At 60.7% G+C, this 18,060-nt stretch carries 20 protein-coding genes, 2 tRNA genes and 2 pseudogenes; 9 read left to right on the top strand and 15 right to left on the bottom strand.

The window, feature by feature from the left end:
• Positions 1-73: 73 nt before the first annotated feature.
• Both NH195_RS14370 and NH195_RS14365 read right to left on the bottom strand, forming a co-directional pair.
• Positions 74-148 (bottom strand) — tRNA-Asn (locus NH195_RS14370).
• Between the two features lie 81 nt (positions 149-229).
• Entirely contained in the window at positions 230-1,120 is an 891-nt protein-coding gene (locus NH195_RS14365; protein WP_238379767.1) for an MBL fold metallo-hydrolase, read from the bottom strand.
• 46 nt (positions 1,121-1,166) lie between these two features.
• On the opposite strand from NH195_RS14365, the gene NH195_RS14360 reads away from it, so the two are divergent.
• Together NH195_RS14360 and NH195_RS21710 are read left to right on the top strand one after the other, a co-directional pair.
• Positions 1,167-2,498 carry an ATP-binding protein gene (locus NH195_RS14360; RefSeq protein WP_066708272.1) on the top strand — a complete coding sequence of 444 codons (1,332 nt, stop codon included), beginning with the start codon at positions 1,167-1,169 and terminating at the stop codon, positions 2,496-2,498.
• A gap of 22 nt (positions 2,499-2,520) precedes the next feature.
• Positions 2,521-2,829 (top strand): annotated as a pseudogene (locus tag NH195_RS21710) (methyl-accepting chemotaxis protein); the annotation flags it as partial.
• 36 nt (positions 2,830-2,865) lie between these two features.
• On the opposite strand, the pseudogene NH195_RS21900 reads toward NH195_RS21710, so the two are convergent.
• The 6 genes and pseudogenes from NH195_RS21900 to NH195_RS14335 all read right to left on the bottom strand — a co-directional run.
• Positions 2,866-3,273: pseudogene (locus NH195_RS21900) on the bottom strand (HK97 family phage prohead protease); the annotation flags it as partial.
• Positions 3,263-4,204, bottom strand: coding sequence for a phage portal protein (locus tag NH195_RS14350; RefSeq protein ID WP_238379766.1), 942 nt, complete (start codon positions 4,202-4,204; stop codon positions 3,263-3,265). The gene NH195_RS14350 and the pseudogene NH195_RS21900, both read right to left, overlap by 11 nt.
• Entirely contained in the window at positions 4,201-4,575 is a 375-nt protein-coding gene (tnpB, locus tag NH195_RS14345) for an IS66 family insertion sequence element accessory protein TnpB (RefSeq protein ID WP_066708266.1), read from the bottom strand. The genes NH195_RS14350 and tnpB overlap by 4 nt, the downstream gene beginning before the upstream one ends.
• Complete coding sequence (locus NH195_RS14340; protein WP_066708260.1) at positions 4,572-4,976, bottom strand: hypothetical protein; 405 nt, start codon at positions 4,974-4,976, stop codon at positions 4,572-4,574. Before NH195_RS14340 ends, tnpB begins: the two co-directional genes overlap by 4 nt.
• A gap of 86 nt (positions 4,977-5,062) precedes the next feature.
• Positions 5,063-5,293: an Arm DNA-binding domain-containing protein gene (locus tag NH195_RS21895; RefSeq protein ID WP_081423945.1), complete on the bottom strand. Its 231-nt coding sequence runs from the start codon at positions 5,291-5,293 to the stop codon at positions 5,063-5,065.
• Between the two features lie 202 nt (positions 5,294-5,495).
• A tRNA-Ile gene (locus tag NH195_RS14335) sits at positions 5,496-5,572 on the bottom strand.
• A 119-nt stretch (positions 5,573-5,691) separates the two neighbouring features.
• Between NH195_RS14335 and purM the strand changes: the two genes are divergently transcribed.
• From purM to rnd, 4 genes are all read left to right on the top strand, one after another.
• Complete coding sequence (gene purM, locus NH195_RS14330; protein ID WP_066708259.1) at positions 5,692-6,738, top strand: phosphoribosylformylglycinamidine cyclo-ligase; 1,047 nt, start codon at positions 5,692-5,694, stop codon at positions 6,736-6,738.
• Complete coding sequence (gene purN, locus NH195_RS14325; RefSeq protein WP_081423944.1) at positions 6,735-7,328, top strand: phosphoribosylglycinamide formyltransferase; 594 nt, start codon at positions 6,735-6,737, stop codon at positions 7,326-7,328. Before purM ends, purN begins: the two co-directional genes overlap by 4 nt.
• A gap of 121 nt (positions 7,329-7,449) precedes the next feature.
• On the top strand, positions 7,450-7,821 hold the full coding sequence (locus NH195_RS14320) for a DsrE family protein (protein ID WP_066708257.1): 372 nt from the start codon (positions 7,450-7,452) through the stop codon (positions 7,819-7,821).
• 131 nt (positions 7,822-7,952) lie between these two features.
• The gene (gene rnd, locus NH195_RS14315; RefSeq protein ID WP_066708253.1) at positions 7,953-9,110 is read left to right on the top strand and encodes a ribonuclease D; all 1,158 of its coding nucleotides are present in this window, start codon (positions 7,953-7,955) and stop codon (positions 9,108-9,110) included.
• A 9-nt stretch (positions 9,111-9,119) separates the two neighbouring features.
• Here rnd and NH195_RS14310 read toward each other — a convergent pair whose 3' ends face one another.
• The 5 genes from NH195_RS14310 to NH195_RS14290 form a co-directional block, all read right to left on the bottom strand.
• Positions 9,120-9,644, bottom strand: coding sequence for a GNAT family N-acetyltransferase (locus NH195_RS14310; RefSeq protein WP_066708250.1), 525 nt, complete (start codon positions 9,642-9,644; stop codon positions 9,120-9,122).
• Between the two features lie 155 nt (positions 9,645-9,799).
• A complete protein-coding gene (locus tag NH195_RS14305) occupies positions 9,800-10,288 on the bottom strand; it encodes a GNAT family N-acetyltransferase (protein ID WP_066708248.1) in 489 nt (162 codons plus the stop codon).
• Between the two features lie 387 nt (positions 10,289-10,675).
• On the bottom strand, positions 10,676-11,683 hold the full coding sequence (locus NH195_RS14300) for a Fe(3+) ABC transporter substrate-binding protein (RefSeq protein ID WP_066708246.1): 1,008 nt from the start codon (positions 11,681-11,683) through the stop codon (positions 10,676-10,678).
• A 93-nt stretch (positions 11,684-11,776) separates the two neighbouring features.
• Entirely contained in the window at positions 11,777-12,595 is an 819-nt protein-coding gene (mazG, locus tag NH195_RS14295; protein WP_066708244.1) for a nucleoside triphosphate pyrophosphohydrolase, read from the bottom strand.
• Positions 12,588-13,406, bottom strand: coding sequence for an isocitrate lyase/PEP mutase family protein (locus NH195_RS14290; RefSeq protein ID WP_066708242.1), 819 nt, complete (start codon positions 13,404-13,406; stop codon positions 12,588-12,590). The genes mazG and NH195_RS14290 overlap by 8 nt, the downstream gene beginning before the upstream one ends.
• 192 nt (positions 13,407-13,598) lie before the next feature.
• Between NH195_RS14290 and cysS the strand changes: the two genes are divergently transcribed.
• Genes cysS through NH195_RS14275 form a run of 3 tightly spaced genes read left to right on the top strand, consistent with a single transcriptional unit; the run spans position 13,599 to position 17,586 of the window.
• Entirely contained in the window at positions 13,599-15,182 is a 1,584-nt protein-coding gene (cysS, locus tag NH195_RS14285; protein WP_081423943.1) for a cysteine--tRNA ligase, read from the top strand.
• On the top strand, positions 15,179-16,807 hold the full coding sequence (gene cimA, locus NH195_RS14280; RefSeq protein ID WP_066708239.1) for a citramalate synthase: 1,629 nt from the start codon (positions 15,179-15,181) through the stop codon (positions 16,805-16,807). Before cysS ends, cimA begins: the two co-directional genes overlap by 4 nt.
• Complete coding sequence (locus NH195_RS14275) at positions 16,807-17,586, top strand: squalene/phytoene synthase family protein (protein WP_066708237.1); 780 nt, start codon at positions 16,807-16,809, stop codon at positions 17,584-17,586. Before cimA ends, NH195_RS14275 begins: the two co-directional genes overlap by 1 nt.
• On the opposite strand, the gene NH195_RS14270 is transcribed toward NH195_RS14275, so the two are convergent.
• On the bottom strand, positions 17,559-17,792 hold the full coding sequence (locus NH195_RS14270; protein WP_066708235.1) for a ribbon-helix-helix domain-containing protein: 234 nt from the start codon (positions 17,790-17,792) through the stop codon (positions 17,559-17,561). The two genes, NH195_RS14275 and NH195_RS14270, sit on opposite strands and share 28 nt — an antisense overlap.
• Entirely contained in the window at positions 17,789-17,971 is a 183-nt protein-coding gene (locus NH195_RS14265) for a DUF4169 family protein (protein ID WP_066708233.1), read from the bottom strand. Before NH195_RS14265 ends, NH195_RS14270 begins: the two co-directional genes overlap by 4 nt.
• Positions 17,972-18,060: the final 89 nt, after the last annotated feature.

The following is an 18,060-nucleotide window of genomic DNA, read 5'->3' as shown; positions in this document are numbered from 1 at the left end:
ATCTAGGTGAGAAATCAAAAGTGAGCGGAGCTACTTTCTTTTTCTTATCCATATCAACAGGTTAAGTTGGATATGGCTCCGGCGGTAGGGATCGAACCTACGACCAATTGATTAACAGTCAACTGCTCTACCGCTGAGCTACGCCGGAACATGTGGGGTGTATAGCTATGGGATTTCGGGGGTGCAAGAGGGTTTTGTGACAAAAAGTCACTTTTTGCGTATTTTCCTCTCAAGGCACTGAAAATACAGCATTTACACTAATTTTTGGTTGCGCAATCAGGCGTTTTTGACGGGTCATCTCGACGAGGTGCGCCAGTGTGTTGCGGGCGGCGACGGGCAGGTGGGTTGGCGGTAGATCGGTGTAGACCGCACGGGTCACCGTCATCAGATCCATCGGGCCCTGCGCGAGGGCTGCAAGGATCTGTGCCTCCCGTTCGGCGCGGTGATTCAGTAGGAATTCGATCCGTGCGCGCGGCGTTTCGACCGGGTCGCCATGACCGGGATGAAGCCGGTCGGGGGTCAGACGCAGAAGCAGGGCGCAGCTTTGACGAAAGGCTTCGGCATCGCCATCGGGTGGCGAGATCAGCGAGGAGGACCAGCCCATGATCAGATCGCCGGAAAACACCGCGCCGCACCAGGCGAAACAGAGGTGATTGCCCATATGGCCGGGGGTGTGCAGCGCTTCGATCGGTCCCGCCGGGGTGTCGAGAACCGTGCCATGGGGCAGGGCGATGTCGGGGACAAAGGCCGAATCTACCCCTTCGCCGCCGCCAAGCGTGTCGGAAAGTGCCGCCATATGTGCGCTGCGCCCGGCTGCGGCGGTGCCAAAGGCCAGAATCGGTGCGCCCGTGGCCTCGGAGAGCGCGGCGGCGCCGGCGGAATGGTCGAGGTGGGCGTGGGTGACGAGGATCTGGGAGATTCGTGTGTCAGCGGGCAGTGCGGCCAGCACCGCCGCGCGATGCGCGGCCAGATCTGGCCCCGGATCAATCAGCACACGCTCCGTTCCTTCGCCCAGCACATAGGTGTTCGTGCCCCAATAGGTCATCGGCGACGGGTTGGGGGCCAGAATGCGCATCAGCCCGGGGGCCAGCTCGGTGAGTGTCTCGGGGCGGGTCTGCACGCGATTTCTCTTTCCTTCAGAGGTCTTGCAGGGATACCAATAGCCCATGTTCTTCGACTGGCTCAAAACATATCTGCCGCGCGGGCTCTATGGGCGGGCTGCGCTCATCCTGCTGGTTCCGGTCGTGGTGATCCAGCTCGTCGTCATGATCGCCTTTTCCCAGCGCTATTTCCAGGATGTCACCCGCCAGCTCACCCAGGGCGTCGTCGCGGAGATCGGTCTCTATGTCGCCGCCGTGGAGGGGCTGCCGGAGGCGCAGATCCCGCTGGCGCTGGAGGAGATGGACGCGCGGCTGCGCTTTACCTCTCGTCTCGGCGATCCGACCCCGGTGACGGATCAGCGGTCGTGGGACGATATTACGGGCCGGGTCATCGCTGCCGAGTTGAGAGACGGTCTGGACGGGGTCGAGGGGGTCGATTTCGCCAGCGATCCCCGGCGGGTGCAGCTTTCGGTCCTGACCGCACACGGACGTCTGACGGTCGATCTGCCGCGGCGTCGCGCCTCCGCTTCGAACCCGCACCAGCTTCTGGTGCTGACCGCGCTGACCGGCGGGCTGATGACGCTGATCGCCTTCATCTTCCTGCGCAATCAACTGCGCCCCATTCGCCATCTTGCGCGGGTGGCGGAGGCCTTCGGGCGCGGCGAGAACAAACCCTACCGGCTTGCTGGCGCTCTGGAGGTGCGTTCCGCCGGGGCCGCCTTTCTCAACATGCGCGCCCGGATCGAACGCCAGATCGAACAGCGCACGCTGATGCTTTCGGGGGTTTCGCACGATCTGCGCACGCCGCTGACCCGCATCCGCCTCGGCCTGTCGATGCTCGACGTGCCCGAGGCGGACGAGGCCGAGATCAAGGCGATGCAGAGCGATCTCGACGAGATGGAAAAGCTGATCGACACCTTCCTCGATTTCGCCCGTGCGGACGCGACGGAGGAACCGAAGCGGCTCGACCTCAAGACGCTGATGCGCGATGCGGTGACCCGAGCCGAACGGGCGGGCTCGGTGATCGAGGCGGTCATCCTGCCCGAGGAGGCGGTCGAGTTGACGGGACGACCCGCGGCCCTGTCTCGGGCGCTCGACAATCTCCTGTCGAATGCGCGGCGCTATGGCACGCACACCCGGCTCAGCCTGACCCTGTTCGAACGCGCGGCGGTGATCTCGGTCGAGGACGACGGGCCGGGGATCGCGCAGGAGGCCAGGGACCGGGCGTTGCAGCCCTTCGTCCGGCTCGATGCCGCCCGCAACCAGAATCGCGGCTCCGGTGTGGGGCTCGGGCTCGCCATCGCCCATGACGTCGCGCGGCGTCATGGCGGCACGCTGCGTCTGGGGGAAAGCGAAGCGCTCGGCGGGCTGAAAGCCGATCTGGTTCTGGCGCGCTGATTCCCCGGCGTCGGAAGCCCCGATCATCTCCGATACGGTCGTCGTCATGGGCGAGATCGAAAGTTCGTCGCAGAAGATTGGCAAGATCATCGGGGAGATCGAGGACATCGCCTTCCAGACCAATCTTCTGGTGCTGAACGCCGGTGTCGAAGCGGCGCGGGCCGGGGGGCGGGGGCGCGGCTTCGCCGTCGTTGCCAGCGAAGTGCGCGAGCTGGCGCAACGTTCCTCGCGGGCTGCCCATGAAATCAACGATCTGATCGCGTCGTCGGAACGTCAGGTGAAGCTGGGCGTGGAGCTTGTCGACCGCGCTGGCGAGGCGCTGAGCGGGGTTACTTGTGAGGGTGATTTCTGTGAGCACGACTCCGGTGGCAGCTTTGATGCGCTGCCCGTTCTCGCGCTTGGTCGTCCATCCGGCCACGCGGTAGCCAATCGAGACGCCGTGCAGCGTGCCATCCGCGATCCGTTGCCCGATCGGGGCCACATCTTCGGCGGATGACAAGCGCATGGTGGAAACGATTTGGCTATCCTCGCGCCGGATGGACTCGGTTCGCCCAAGAATCGCGCGCACGGTGCTCGTGTTGTGGCTATCCAAGATGGGCAGACTTTGCGCCGCAAGGTCGAAGGCTTCGGGCGGCAAAACTTCAAGATACGGCCCTTGTGCATCGCGGCGCGCAACCGGTGTGGCTGTCGCGACGACGGCTTCAAAGGTGCGGGCTTCGGGATCATAGGTGTTTGCGCGAAACGTCGCGCTACGGGTCAGGATCTCATTCGGCATCGCCGGTTCCTCGCTGGGTTTCGGTGGCAAGTTCGGCGTCTAGGTCGTCTAGGTTCCACCCACGCTCTGCCACGGCTTTGCGGCGGCTGGTCAGCCCCGCTTCGATCTCGGCAACGGTCGCTTGGGTGTCCTTCAGGGGATCAACTTGCATCGGCTTCGGGGGCAGCCAGTCGGCCCGCAAATACAAGTCGGGGTTGGTCTCGAAATCCGGTGCGCAAATGTCGCCGGACTGAATGCCGTATGTAATCACATTACACCAAATTGGCGCGAGAAATTGGGGCACGATAACCCCGTACTGCACCTGTTCGACACGCTGGCGGAAGGGAAGCAGGCCAGCGCGCAAAGAGCTGTAGTTCGCCCCGGAGAGGTCGCCGCTTACAAGGTGTTCAGGCAGCCCGAGACCGGCTGCGAGCTGTCGCAACCCATGTTTTAGGAATGCGTCCGCCTGTTGCAGCTGCGCCGGGCTGTTAAACTTCACATCCTGACCAAAGGGCAGGCGAACCAAGCTGCCGGGCTCCATGCTGGGCATTTCTGCGTTGTCGTAAGGATCGCCGCCGGTTGTTCCATTGGCATCCACGATAAAGCCCGCGTGCATGGCTGCGACCTTCGCGCTCATTAAAAGAGCATCGCAGTATTGGTCAAAGTCTGACGCGCCCAGAATGATCGGGGCCAGCCATGAGGCGCCGCGCAACTGTCCGGGCGCGAGGGGTTGCAGAACATGCAACACATTCTCAGCGGCCAGACGCTGCGGCGCCTGATATTGGCCCGCTCGGGTTGGGTGCTCGGGCAAGATGTGGAAGGCGAGGCGCTTGGCCGACCGGGCAACTTCGCAGTAGCCGTAGGTGCTTGATAAAGCGCTTTTCGAGGTAGTCCGCGGTCTGCTCGACGGGAAAAATCTTGCACTGAATGAATGGGATCGTTGCCATCTCACTCGACCTCCGCGGTTGTTTTGTTGAAAATGGAGGGGTGGTGATAGGCGGCCGAGACGACGCGGCGCCAATCGATCCCTTCAAAGAGCGCTTCAAACTGTGCCTTCGTCAGGGTCATCGTCCCGTCGGAAAGTTTGGGCCAGACGAAGCCTGCGCCTTCGATACGCTTGTAGATCAGCACGAGGCCGGTGCCGTCCCACATCAGGACCTTGATCTTGTCACGCCCCTTCGAGCGGAAGACGAAGAACGCACCGGAGAAGGGATCGAGTTCGAAATTGGTCATGACGTAATTGGCCAACCCATCCATCCCCTTCCGGAAGTCGACAGGGTGAGTGGCCAGATAGATACGATAACTGCTGGACGGCGCGATCACTGACACTGCCCCGCAACACGGATCAGCTTCAGAAGGTCTGCTTCGTTGATGGACAAAGGAAATTGGAGGCAGATCGATCCCACGTACAGATGAGCAGAGCCGGCTGAGCCATTGCCTGCAGTGGTCGTTTGGGGCGCCGCCGGCGCGACAGCCGGTTCGACTGATATCTGCGCGAAGGCTGGCCCATCGACGGAGATCTTTTCGCCTCGCTCTCGCCGATCAGCAACCCACCACTTTCTCACCAGGCATTCGTGGGCATCCAGCTCGGCGGCGACATCTCCAGGTGACATGCCATCTTCCCGAAGGCGCTTGGTCGCCTCGCGTTTGAGTTCGCTCGGCCAAATCCTTTTGCCCGACGGGGAGGTCCGGATCTTGAACCCCCAGACTTCACGTTCCGCCATAGTCGCCTCCGATCGTAGTTCGGATGTAGACTAGCGGACGAGAGGTGGTCAGGTTTAGAGGGCAATCAGGGGGTCAGATGCAACGCTTACGATAGTTTGAGCTTGAGTTCTGAGCGCATCACGCGAGCACGGGCAAGGCTCACAGTAGGGTATTGTCCAAAATTGGCTGTGCGCTGTTTGCCTTCCCAGCGGTAGGCACAGAGCCATACGCGCGTCCCTGTTCGTGTGATTTGCAGGTGAAGCCCCCCGCCATCGGAAATCTTCTGAGTCGTATCTGTTGGTTTTGTTGCTCGGCATTGTGCGTCTGTAAGGGCCATGCGGTGTCATCTCCGGTCTAAATTTTGTTGGTGGATTTGTTGGTGACTTCGAGGCTACACCAACAAAAACCACCAACAAAAGTCTGGGATGCATGGGGACGCATGGGGACGCATGGAAGTTAAGTGCGCACTTTAAAACCCTGTATTACAAGGGTTTTTGATTCGGTTTGGGACGTATGGGGATTTATGATGTGGTAGGCGTTGGTAGGCCCGGCAGGACTTGAACCCGCAACCAAAGCGTTATGAGCGCTCTGCTCTAACCAATTGAGCTACAGGCCCGCCTGTCGCCCTGATTATTGCGGTGAGAAGACCGGGTCAAGTGGCGCAGGCAGGCCTTTTCAACGCGGCACAAACCGCGTAAACGGGCCGAAACGTCAGTTTCGCGGGGAGCCTTTGCCATGACGCAGGGAAAGAACGGTCTCACTTATGCCGATGCGGGTGTCGATATCGACGCGGGCAATGCGCTTGTCGAACGGATCAAACCGGCGGCGAAGAAAACCGCACGCCCGGGGGTGATGGCCGGTCTCGGCGGCTTTGGCGCGCTGTTCGATCTCAAGGCGGCGGGCTATGAGGACCCGATCCTTGTCGCCGCGACCGATGGGGTCGGCACCAAGCTGCGCATCGCGATCGACACGGACAACGTCAAGACCGTCGGCATCGACCTCGTGGCCATGTGCGTCAACGATCTGGTCTGTCAGGGCGCGGAACCTTTGTTCTTCCTCGACTATTTCGCCACCGGCAAGCTCAAGCTCGACAATGCCGCCGCCGTGATCGAGGGCATCGCCGAAGGCTGTGCCCAATCGGGCTGTGCCCTGATCGGGGGCGAGACCGCCGAGATGCCGGGCATGTATGAAGATGGCGATTTCGATCTGGCGGGCTTTGCCGTGGGCGCGATGGAACGCGGTGCCGATCTTCCGTCCGGTGTGACCGAGGGCGATGTGCTTTTGGGCCTGGCGTCCAACGGTGTACATTCCAACGGCTATTCTCTGGTGCGCAAGACGGTCGAGGTTTCCAGCTTCAAATGGTCCGACATCGCGCCGTTTTCCGACAACACGCTGGGCGAAGAACTTCTGACTCCGACACGGCTTTACGTCAAACCGGTGCTCAAGGCGATCCGCGCGGGTGGTGTTCATGCGCTGGCGCATATCACTGGCGGCGGTCTGACCGAAAACCTGCCGCGTGTGCTGCCGACCGGCATGGGGGCCGATATTGACCTGTCGAGCTGGACGCTGGTGCCGGTGTTCCGCTGGCTGGTGGATACGGCGGGTCTAAGCCAGCACGAGCTTCTGAAAACCTACAACGCCGGGATCGGCATGGTGGTTGTTTGTGCCGCCGATCAGGCTGATGCGCTCACCGCACTTCTGAGCGGCGAAGGCGAGACTGTCTACCGCATCGGTCAGGTAACCACCGGCAATGGCGTGACCTATGAGGGTGAGCTCAAGTGAGCCACAAGAAGGTTGCGATCCTGATTTCCGGCGGCGGCTCCAACATGGTGTCGCTGGCGAAATCCATGGTGGCGGACCACCCGGGGCGTCCCTGTCTCGTTCTGTCGAACGTGCCGGCGGCGGGCGGTCTGAAAAAGGCCGCAGATATGGGAATCGCGACCGCAGTCGTGGATCATCGTGACTTCAAGGGCGACAGGGAAGTCTTTGAAGAAGAATTGATTTCCGTCATCGATTCCTATGCTCCCGACGTCATTGCGCTGGCCGGGTTCATGCGCATTCTTACGCCGAAATTCATCACCCATTATGCCGGGCGGATGCTCAATATCCATCCTTCGCTCTTGCCGAAATACAAAGGTCTGCACACCCACCAGCGCGCCATTGAGGCGGGCGATGCGGAGGCAGGATGCTCCGTGCATGAGGTGACGGCCGAGCTTGATGGCGGGCCGATTCTGGGACAGGCGCGGGTGCCGATCCTGCCGGGCGATACCTCTGACGATCTCGCCGCCCGCGTTCTGGTGCAGGAGCACCGGCTCTATCCGGTGGTTTTGCGCCGGTTTATCGAGGGCGAGCGGACGCTTTTCACGCTCTGAGGCAAGGTGTCGCGCCAATGTGAAGGGCGGACGGTGACATTCGGGCTGTAAAAGATATATTCGAGATATAGAATATAAGGGAGTCTCAGATCGGGACCCGCGTTTCGCGAAAGGATATCTCATGCAAACCGCTGATTTCGTCGCCACCATCTTCGACGGCCATTCCAACCCCGGCAAGGTCACCGTGGCTTTCACCATGGCGCTCAACGCGCAAAAGATGGGCCACAGCTCGATCGTTCTGCTGATGGTCGAAGGGGTGGAGCTTGGCAAACCCGGATCGACCGAAGGTATGGATATCGGCAAGCCCTTCGAACCGGTGGCCAATCTGGTGAAAGAGTACCGCGCAGCGGGCGGACGGATCGGCATATGCGGTGCCTGCATGATCCACAACGGATTCTCCGCCGAGGAAATGGACCCGGACTATGAAATCATCACCGCGCCGGAAGTGGTTGAACTGATGATGGCGGCGAAAGGCACGATGCCAATCACCTGAGGCGTCTATCTCATCTACGGACCACAAAGGGGGCCATGTCTGCGCCCCCTTTGTTCTTTTCTTTCGGCGAAAACCTGCGTATGCAAGACCAAATCGTCGGGATGACCCCGCGCCGCAGGTAAGAAAACCATATGATCACCATCACCACGACCGAAGGCCTTCAGGCCTTCTGCGACCGCGCCAAGGATCGTCCTTATGTCACGGTCGACACCGAATTCCTCCGTGAACGGACCTATTATTCGAAACTCTGCCTCGTGCAGCTCGCCCTTCCCGGCGATGCCGAAGAGGACGCGGTTCTGCTCGATCCGCTGGTCAAGGGGCTCGACCTCGCGCCGCTTTACGAGCTGTTCCGCAACGAGAGCGTGGTCAAGGTGTTCCATGCCGCGCGTCAGGACCTCGAGATTTTCTTCATTCAGGGCGGGGTGATCCCCGCGCCGCTGTTCGACACCCAGGTCGCCGCCATGGTCTGTGGCTTTGGCGAACAGGTCGGCTACGAGACGCTGGTGCGCAAGATCGCCAAGCAGAGCCTCGACAAGACCTCGCGCTTCACCGACTGGTCGCGCCGTCCGCTGACGCCGGCGCAGGAAAGCTACGCGCTGGCCGATGTGACGCATCTGCGGGTGATTTACGAATATCTCGCGCGCGAGATTGCTCGTCAGGGGCGCGAGAAATGGGTGGCCGAGGAGCTTGAGGTTCTGACCACACCCGCGACTTATGTGATCGAACCGGAGGAGGCCTGGCAACGGGTGAAGACCCGCACGAGCTCCGGGAAATTCCTCGCTGCGGTCAAGGAACTTGCGGCGTTTCGCGAGTTTTACGCCCAGAGCCGCGATATTCCGCGTAACCGGGTGTACAAGGACGATGCGCTTCTGGAACTCGCGTCCACCAAGCCGAAAACCCCGCAGGACCTGTCGCGTTCGCGGCTTTTGCTGCGCGAGGCCCGGAAGGGCGAGATTGCAGACGGGATTTTGCAGGCGATTGAAAAGGCTGCGAATTATGCGCCTGGCGACATGCCGAAGCTGGATCAGTCGCGCGACAAATTGCAGGTCAATCCGGCACTGGCAGATATGCTTCGGGTGCTTTTGAAAGCGAAATCCGACCGTTTCGATGTGGCCGCGAAGATGATTGCTTCTGCCGCCGATCTCGATCTGATCGCTGCGGGCGAGCGCGATCTGCCGGTGTTCAAAGGCTGGCGCGCCGAAGTGTTCGGTGACGACGCGCTGCGGCTTTGCAAGGGCGAGATCGGTCTTGCCGTGAAAGGCCAGAGGGTCGATGTGATCGCCCTCTGATCTGCGCGGTTACGCCAGTTCCATTGCGAAACGCGTTCCGCTGAACGGGTGGGGTGCGAAACCGCAAGCGCGGTAGGCGGTCTGTGCGACGGCGTTGTGTTCCCGGGTCGAAACCGTGAGGCGCGCACAGCCGAGCCGTTCCGCCAGATCGCGACTGGCGTCGATGAGATGCCGCCCGAGACCTTCGCCGCGGACATGATCCCGGATGAACAGGTGATGCAGGTCCATCACCTTCTTGCCATGCTGCAACTGAATGCCTGCGACCAGCGCGGCATAGCCCTCGAGCACGCCGTCACGTTCGGCGACGAGGATGCGGATCCAGGGCAGATCGGCATTCAGAAGGTCGATGAGCGCAGGCAGATCGAGCTCCGGTTCGTCGCCATTGAAACGCGCCAGCGCGTGGATCATCTCCAGAAGCGCGTCCTTGTCGCCCCAGCGCGCCGGGCGGATCACGGCCGGGCGCGTCTTGGTATCAATGCGTTGCATGAGGGTCATTTCAATCTCCTGTTTCGCGCCACAGGGGATCTTCGACATAAAAAAACCGCCCTGCGGCGGCCTTTCATCGTGTCATGACTTTGGGCCGCGCTCTATGTCAGCTCGGTCCAATAAAAAACGGTCATGGTGGTTGCGTGTGTCATGGCGCGAGATTGCGGCAGAGCGCGGGTCCTGTCAACAGGGAAATCGGGGGCTCAGACCGGCATCACATAGCGTGGTGCACGCAGCGTCGGGCGCTCGAAGCCGAGGGCGCGATAAGCTGCCTTGGCCATGGCGCTGGTGCGGCCGATGGCGACGGTGAGGGTTTCACAGCCCAGCGTGCGTGCCATGGTCATCGCCGCATCCGAGAGCGCGCGCCCGACGCCCTGGCCGCGTTGCGTGGGCTCGACATAGATGTGATGCATCTCCATGGCACGGTCTTGTGCACTGAGTTGCAACCCGCCGACCAGCGCGGCATAGCCGACCAGTGTGCCGTCCTGTTCCGCCACAAGCAGGCGCACCCAGGGGGTCGGGGCGTGAAGAATGTCGATCACGCTGATCTCGTCGAGGTTCAGCTTGTCCTCGGTCAGCGGTTTCAGATCGCGGATCATGTCCATGAGACGCGGCAAATCGGAGCCTTCCGCGGGGCGGATGGTCAGGGCAGGCAGGGAGCCTTTCAGGGAAATCGGTGTCTGGAGGGACATGGCGGTCGGCTTGTGTTGATGGTGTCTACGGTGCGAATCTGTGGGATCCCGATGAGAAGAAAACCGATAAAGGTTAAAGCTCACTTATCGCCGGGACTTCTTTTTCATGACCTGTCACGCCATGCTGTTGCGGCTCATATGGGGGGCGGCGCGAAAACTGTCAATCAGCCCGGTTTGAATATTTGGTAAAAGATCTATGTCAGACATAAGGCGGGCGGTTTTGTGCCGGTTTGTGGGGGAATTCCTTTGGGCAACAAAGGAGGGCACCCGCTTGGCAAGCGGGCGCCGAAGATCGGGGGCGAGCAATGTGCCTGTAAACCGGGGCTCCGCCCATGATCAGCTTAAAAGGTCCACTGGACCTTTTGTCGCCATTGGCCGATCCGCTGATCACCCATCATAATCCACTTCTTCGGTGAGGCGCAGCGCGCTCGCGCGTTGGTTGGCGATCTCCATCAGGCTCAGGTTGTCGGGGTTCAGATCGCCCCAGCTTGCCACAAGTTCCGACGGCTCCGTGCCGGGCGCGACCGGATATTCGGAATTCGTTTCCGCATAGATTTCCTGGGCCTCATGCGAAGACAGGAATTCGATGAAGCGGGTGGCATCTTCCTTGTTCTTCGCGGCTTTGGTTAGTGCCACGCCGGAGATGTTCACATGGGTGCCGCCCCCCTCGACGGCGAAGACCGGGAAATCGAGACGCACGGAGTCGGCCCAGACCTTTTGCTCCGGGTCGGCCAGCATTTCACCCATGTAATAGGTGTTGCCCAGCGAGATGTCGCATTCTCCAGCCCAGATCGCCTTGACCTGTGCGCGGTCATTGCCCTGCGGTTTGCGGGCCAGATTGGCCTTCAGCCCTTCGAGCCAGGCTTTGGTCTCTTCCGGGCCGTGATGGGCGAGATAGGCCGAGGTCAGGCCGATCATATAGGTGTGCATGCCGGAGCGGGTACAGATGCGGCCCTGCCATTTCGGATCAGCGAGGTCCTCGTATGTGGTGACCTCGCCGGGAGCCACGCGGTCTTTCGAGGCGTAGACGATGCGGGCGCGAGTGGTCATACCCCACCATTGACCGTCGGGCGCGTGGTATTGTGCCGGGATGTTCTCTTTGAGCGTGTCGGTCATCAGCGGTTGTGTCACGCCGGCCTCAACGGCCTCGATGATGCGGGAAATGTCGACGGTCAGGATGACATCGGCGGGAGAGCGGTCGCCCTCGGCCTTCAGGCGCTCAACCAGACCGCTTTCGAGAAAGGCGACGTTGACCGGGATGCCGGTTTCTTGGGTGAACGCATCGACCAGCGGCTGGATCAGCTCCGGCTGGCGATAGGAGTACACGTTGACATCGGCAAAGGCCGGGGCCGTCGCGAGCATGAGGGGAAGCGCATATTTCAGGTGGGGCCGCATGGGTCTCTCCGTAACGTGGTGCAGGTTTTGCCCTTCTTAAACCTGACAAAAAAAATCAGGTCAATCGGGAAAGCTCTGCGCCATACATGTGGCTCACTCTCCACGCGCTTTCTCAGCCGCCTTCGCGGCATCCCAAAGCACATCCATTTCTGCCAGATCGCTCTCTTGCGGGGTCTTTCCCTTTGCATTGAGTGCGTCTTCCACTGTATTGAACCGGCGTGTGAATTTCGCATTGCAGGCGCGCAGGGCCTCTTCCGCGTCGACGCCCAGATGTCGCCCGAGATTGACCACGACAAACAGCAGATCGCCGAATTCCTCGAACACCTCGTCTTGCGTGAGCCTGTCGCGCGCCTCTTCAAGCTCGGCGGCTTCCTCACGGATCTTGTCGAGAACATGCGAGGTGTCCGGCCAGTCGAATCCCACCCGCGCGGCACGTTTTTGCAGCTTTTGCGCCCGCATCAGAGCCGGAAGGCCCATGGCCACACCGTCCAGAACGCGATGCTCACCACGGCGGGCGCGTTCCTTGGCTTTCTCGACCTCCCAATCCTTGGTCTGCTGCTCGGGAGACTTCTGATTGCTCTCGTCTCCGAACACATGCGGGTGACGGGAAATCATTTTTGAGGCAATGGCTTGCGCGACGTCGTGAAAGTTGAACAACCCCTTGTCCGAGGCAATCTGCGCCTGAAACACCGACTGGAACAACAGATCGCCCAACTCGGATTTCAGATCCTCCATATCACCGCGCGCGATGGCGTCGTCGACCTCATAGGCCTCCTCGATCGTGTAGGGCGAGATCGTCGCGAAATCCTGTTCGATGTCCCAGGGGCAGCCGCCCTCCGGATCGCGCAAGCGACGCATGATTTCCAAAAGCTGTTCAATGCCTTGCGGGACGTTGTGAATGGGATCACTCATGGCGGGCTCCTTTGGCGAGAAGCGCATCCACCCGGTCCGATCTGGCGGGGGTGCAGGTGGAAAAGTTGCCTTGGCTGAGGATGTTTTCGGCGTTGGCGATCAGGCGCTCGTGAATGGAGCGCGCCAGCAAAGAGCCAAGCGAAATGCGCGCCACGCCGAGTGCGGCCAAGTCGGCGCGGGTGAGGTTTTGCAGCGGGCCGACGGGCAGGGCGTTCACCGGTTTCTCGGTCGCCGCCACCACGGTTTTCAAATCTTCCACCGTGCCGGGACAGGGCACGTAGAGACAATCCGCCCCCGCCGTATCAAAGGCCCGGAGGCGCCGCAGGGCCTCGTCCAGATCGTAATCACCATTCATCACCCCGTCGGCGCGGGCCACGAGGACGAAATCACCGGGCAGGGCGCGGGCGGCGCTCACGGCGGCTTTGATGCAGTCGACCGCCAGATCAAACTCCCGCGCGCCAGCGTTGGGGAAGGCCGTGTCCTCGATGGAAATCCCTGACAATCCAGCCTCATAGGCCAGTTTTACGGTCCGCGCGACCTCATCGGGATCATTGGAAAACCCGTTCTCGAAATCGCCAGAGACCGGCACTGAGACGGCGGCCACAAGGTCCTGCGCGTGGGCCAGCGCCTCGTCGCGGGTCAACGTGCCGCCATCCGGGCGCCCGAGGGTAAAGGCCTGTGCCGCAGAGGAGGTGGCAATCGCCTGCGCGCCCAGGCCCGCCAGCACGCGCGCCGATCCGGCGTCCCAAGCGTTGGCGAGGATAAAGGGCTGGCCGGGGCGGTGGAGGTCTCTGAATGTCGTCTGGGTCATAGGCGTCACCCTGACCCTCACATGAGGGCTTTGCAAGGCGGAAAACCCGCGCTACAAGAAACGCATGACCAACCGTGCCACCATCATTATTGGCTGCTGCATTATCCGCTGACATCGTCGCGCGGGTCCGGTCTCTTTTCACCTGAAATGGAAGCTGATAAGCCCGCGGGGGACACCCTGAGGGACTAGCTTATGACCATCAAGCTCACCAATTCGAAAACGCGCAGGAAAGAGATTTTCGAGCCGATCGACCCGAACAATGTGCGGATGTATGTCTGTGGGCCGACGGTTTACGACCGCGCCCATATCGGCAACGCGCGGCCCGTGATTGTGTTCGATGTTCTGTACCGCCTGCTGCGCCATGTGTACGGGACGGAGCATGTCACCTACGTTCGCAACTTCACGGATGTAGATGATAAGATTAACAAAAAGGCGCAGGACACCGGCCGGACCATCAAAGAGATCACCGACGAGACCACCCAGTGGTATCTCGACGATATGCGCTCTGTCGGCGCGCTCGATCCCGACCAGATGCCGCGCGCGACCGAGTTCATCGGTGCAATGATTTCGATGATCGAAGGGCTGATCGCGAGTGGCCACGCCTATGAGGCGGAGGGGCATGTGCTGTTTGCGGTCGAGAGCTACAAGGATTACGGCAAGCTGTCTGGCCGCTCCATCGACGATATGATCGCGGGTGCGCGGGTCGAAGTGGCGCCTTACAAACGCAACCCGATGGATTTCGTGCTGTGGAAACCGTCCTCCGACGATCTTCCGGGCTGGGACAGTCCGTGGGGGAGAGGTCGTCCGGGGTGGCACATCGAATGTTCGGCGATGTCCTATGAATTGCTGGGCGAGACCTTCGATATTCACGGCGGCGGCAACGATTTGATGTTCCCGCACCACGAAAACGAGATCGCCCAAAGCTGCTGCGCCCATCCGCAGGGGGGATTTGCGCGCTATTGGCTGCACAACGAGATGTTGCAGGTCGAAGGCAAGAAGATGTCCAAGTCTCTGGGCAATTTTTTTACTGTGCGGGATTTGTTGGATGGCCACGACGGGATGCCGGGTGTGCCGGGGGAAGTGATCCGCTTTGTGTTTTTGAGCACGCACTACCGCAAGCCGATGGACTGGACGGCGGAGAAGGCGGAGCAGGCGAAGAAGACTCTTCGCAAATGGCGGGAGATGATCGGTAACGCAAAATATGATCCACGACATGCGCCAGACGTCGATTTTGAAAATGCACTTGCGGATGACTTGAATACGCCAAAAGCGATTTCAATCATGCATAGAGCGTTTGCGCGCGGTGATGCGAAAACGCTAATGGCGAGCGGTCATCTAATCGGATTGTTGACGCCGGAATTGGGTGAATGGTTTGTCCCGGGGGAAGAACCCCTTGATCAACACGAATATGTCGATGCTCTTCTTGAGCTAAGAGCAAAGGCTCGTGATGATAAAAACTACGCAACGTCAGATAGAATCCGCGATGCGTTGGCTTTGAACGGTGTTGTCGTCAAAGACTTTAAAGACAGGCCATCAGTATATTACTTCAACTTGGAGAGGGCTATTATGGAACGCTCTCATAGAGTTCACAAAGCGATAAGCGACGGAAACTTTGATGCCGCGAATAGCATCGCGCAAGATTCATCGGCTTTTGGAATGATATATGGCGGCATAGAGAGTGTTGATGATGCATCTTATAGTGTTTTGGATGTGGCGGATTGGCAAAATGCAGCGATCGAAAGGCTCGCTCAGGTCGTGAGGGAGTTTAGTGCATGACCAAAGACCACCTCTACCTCTACGACACCACACTCCGCGACGGCCAGCAGACCCAAGGCGTGCAATTCTCCACCGAGGAAAAGCACCAGATCGCCGACGCGCTCGACCATCTGGGCGTCGATTACATCGAAGGCGGCTGGCCCGGCGCCAATCCGACCGACAGCGAATTCTTCGCCGACGCACCCAAGACCAAAGCCCGTTTCACTGCCTTCGGCATGACCAAACGCGCCGGGCGCTCGGCAGAGAACGACGAGGTGCTCGCGGGCGTGCTGAACGCGGGGACGGACGCCGTTTGTCTCGTCGGTAAGACCCATGATTTCCACGTCACCACGGCGCTTGGCATCACGCTCGACGAGAACATCGAGAACATCGAAAAATCCATCGCGCATACGGTCGCCATCGGCCGCGAAGCACTGTTCGATGCCGAACATTTCTTTGATGGCTACAAAGCCAATCCGGACTACGCCTTGGCCTGCTGTAAGGCCGCGCACAAGGCGGGTGCGCGCTGGATCGTGCTCTGCGACACCAACGGTGGCGCTTTGCCCGGCGAGGTCTATGAGATCACCGGCAAGGTCATCGCGGCGGGCATTCCCGGCAGCCATCTCGGCATCCACACCCATGACGACACCGGCAACGCCGTCGCCAACAGCCTCGCCGCGGTCAACGCCGGCGCGCGGCAGGTGCAGGGGACATTGAACGGCCTAGGCGAGCGCTGCGGCAATGCCAATTTGACGACGCTGATCCCGACATTCCTGTTGAAAGAGCCCTATAAATCGACGCTCGACACCGGCGTCACCGAAGAGGCGCTCCACAGCCTCGTCAAGACCTCGCGCATGCTCGACGACATCCTGAATCGCGTGCCGCTGCGTTCCGCGCCCTACGTCGGGGCCTCGGCCTTTGCGCATAAGGCGGGGCTGCATGCCTCGGCCATTCTCAAGGACCCGACCACCTACGAACACATCCCGCCCGAGACCGTCGGCAACGCCCGCATCGTGCCGATGTCCAATCAGGCGGGGCAGTCGAACCTGCGCTCGCGTCTGGCGGATATGGGGCTTGAGGTCTCGGAACGGGCCGATCTTGGCCGCATTCTCGACCGGATCAAACAGCGCGAGAGCGAGGGCTATTCCTACGACACCGCGCAGGCCTCTTTCGAGCTTGAAGCCCGCCGCGAGCTGGGCCTCATGCCCGCGTTTTTCGAAGTCGAGCGCTACCGCGCCACGGTCGAACGCCGCCGGGATGCCAAAGGGCGTGAAATCCATCTCTCCGAGGTCACGGTGGTGGTCAATATCGGCGGAGAACGTCACCTGTCGGTGTCCGAAGGCATCATGGCTGACGGCAGCGATGGCGGGCCTGTGAATGCGCTCTCGAAAGCTTTGGTGAAAGATCTCGGCCCCTATTCCGACATGATCACCGACATGGAACTCGTTGATTTTAAAGTCCGTATCACCAATGGCGGCACCGAAGCTCGCACCCGTGTGATTATCGACCATGAGGACAGTCTTGGCCGTCGCTGGTCGACCGTTGGCGTGTCCTCGAACATCATAGACGCGTCGTTCGAGGCGCTTCTGGATGCGGTGCTTTGGAAGCTTCTGCGGGATGGCGCGACCGCGCTCGGGGCCGAATAATGTCGGTTCAAGCCTGCGCAGAGATCGTTCAAAAGGGCGATGAGGACCGGTTCCGGGCCACCATGGCCGCGCCTTTGGCGACACGCGAGGTATTGTTTCCAATCCATGCCTTTTGTCTAGAGGTCGCAAAGGCGCCTTGGGTGACCAAGGAGTCGATGATTGCCGAGATGCGGTTGCAGTTCTGGCGCGATGTGTTGCAGGAGAAAATCGATGGCAAGGCGCCGCGCGCCCATGAGGTGGCGGGGCCACTGGCTGCGGTTCTGGACACGGCCTCGGCGCAGGCGCTTGATGCCACGGTCACCGCGCGTCAGTGGGACATTTACCGCGACCCGCATGAGGATGCGGCGGCGCTCAGGACCTATCTGCACAACAGCTACGCCATCCCGATGCACCTCGCAGCCCGTCTGCTTGGTGCACCGGAAACCGCGACCAAAGCGCTTAACGCTCTGGGCTACGCGGGCGGATTGGCGCGCTATCTGATGGCCATTCCGGGGTTGCAATCGGCGGGGCGGATTCCGCTCGTGGATGGTCGACCGGAGGCCGTGTCAGAGCTGGCGAAAGAGGCCTTGGAACAGGGCCGTTGGGGCGCGCAACACTTGGGCAAACTGTCCAAAACTGCCCGCGCGCCGATGATCGACGCGGTGATGCATTTGCCGGTGTTGAAACAGGCGGCAAAAGACCCGGATGCGGTTCTGGACGGACGTCTGGGGCAGGGACCTGCGCGCAAATCTCTTCGGCTGGCCGTGGCGTCTCAGTCGCCAAGTTGGGCTTTTTTCTGAGTGTAATCGAGCACATAGACCCGGATCGCGGAGGCCAAGCCGCTGTCTACGCCGCGCAATTCGTCAATTTCGGCGGCCAGCACATTGACCGGAATGTCACGCTCTTTGGCGATGCCGCGAAAGGCGCGCCAGAACGGTTCTTCGAGAGACACGGAGGTGCGGTGACCGTGCAGCGTCAGCGAACGTTTGACGGGGCGACCACTCATTCCTTCTCCTCGCGCTCATGCGCGTCCAATGCTGCGTTCATTCTGGCTTTTTGCGCCTCTTCCAGCGTCTTCTGTGCCTTGGTGCGCCCGAATTTCACGGCATTCTCGTCACCCTGCGCGCGTTTCTCGGCGCGGGCTTTCCGTTTGCGAAACTGGTTCAGATTGGTGACGGTGCTCATGGGGTAGGATATTACCCTGTCGTGACCGAAGGGCAAGCAGTTTCATATCTCGTGCATCAGAAAAGGCGACCCGAGGGTCGCCTTTGTCG

The organism is Celeribacter ethanolicus (assembly GCF_001550095.1).
GTDB lineage: Bacteria > Pseudomonadota > Alphaproteobacteria > Rhodobacterales > Rhodobacteraceae > Celeribacter > Celeribacter ethanolicus.
The sequence above is the reverse complement of the archived record's forward strand: the minus strand, read 5'-3'. Positions and strand labels throughout refer to the sequence as shown.

Excerpts from the sequence above, each read along its gene's own strand:
- NH195_RS14275 (WP_066708237.1), top strand. The coding sequence starts at position 16,807 with ATGTCGGTTCAAGCCTGCGCAGAGATCGTTCAAAAGGGCGATGAGGAC.
- NH195_RS14300 (WP_066708246.1), bottom strand. The coding sequence starts at position 11,683 with ATGCGGCCCCACCTGAAATATGCGCTTCCCCTCATGCTCGCGACGGCC.
- NH195_RS14305 (WP_066708248.1), bottom strand. The coding sequence starts at position 10,288 with ATGTCCCTCCAGACACCGATTTCCCTGAAAGGCTCCCTGCCTGCCCTG.
- NH195_RS14310 (WP_066708250.1), bottom strand. The coding sequence starts at position 9,644 with ATGTCGAAGATCCCCTGTGGCGCGAAACAGGAGATTGAAATGACCCTC.
- NH195_RS14340 (WP_066708260.1), bottom strand. The coding sequence starts at position 4,976 with ATGGCGGAACGTGAAGTCTGGGGGTTCAAGATCCGGACCTCCCCGTCG.
- cysS (WP_081423943.1), top strand. The coding sequence starts at position 13,599 with ATGACCATCAAGCTCACCAATTCGAAAACGCGCAGGAAAGAGATTTTC.
- purM (WP_066708259.1), top strand. The coding sequence starts at position 5,692 with ATGACGCAGGGAAAGAACGGTCTCACTTATGCCGATGCGGGTGTCGAT.
- NH195_RS14360 (WP_066708272.1), top strand. The coding sequence starts at position 1,167 with ATGTTCTTCGACTGGCTCAAAACATATCTGCCGCGCGGGCTCTATGGG.
- NH195_RS14270 (WP_066708235.1), bottom strand. The coding sequence starts at position 17,792 with ATGAGTGGTCGCCCCGTCAAACGTTCGCTGACGCTGCACGGTCACCGC.
- mazG (WP_066708244.1), bottom strand. The coding sequence starts at position 12,595 with ATGAGTGATCCCATTCACAACGTCCCGCAAGGCATTGAACAGCTTTTG.
- NH195_RS14290 (WP_066708242.1), bottom strand. The coding sequence starts at position 13,406 with ATGACCCAGACGACATTCAGAGACCTCCACCGCCCCGGCCAGCCCTTT.
- NH195_RS14320 (WP_066708257.1), top strand. The coding sequence starts at position 7,450 with ATGCAAACCGCTGATTTCGTCGCCACCATCTTCGACGGCCATTCCAAC.
- NH195_RS21895 (WP_081423945.1), bottom strand. The coding sequence starts at position 5,293 with ATGGCCCTTACAGACGCACAATGCCGAGCAACAAAACCAACAGATACG.
- NH195_RS14265 (WP_066708233.1), bottom strand. The coding sequence starts at position 17,971 with ATGAGCACCGTCACCAATCTGAACCAGTTTCGCAAACGGAAAGCCCGC.
- cimA (WP_066708239.1), top strand. The coding sequence starts at position 15,179 with ATGACCAAAGACCACCTCTACCTCTACGACACCACACTCCGCGACGGC.
- rnd (WP_066708253.1), top strand. The coding sequence starts at position 7,953 with ATGATCACCATCACCACGACCGAAGGCCTTCAGGCCTTCTGCGACCGC.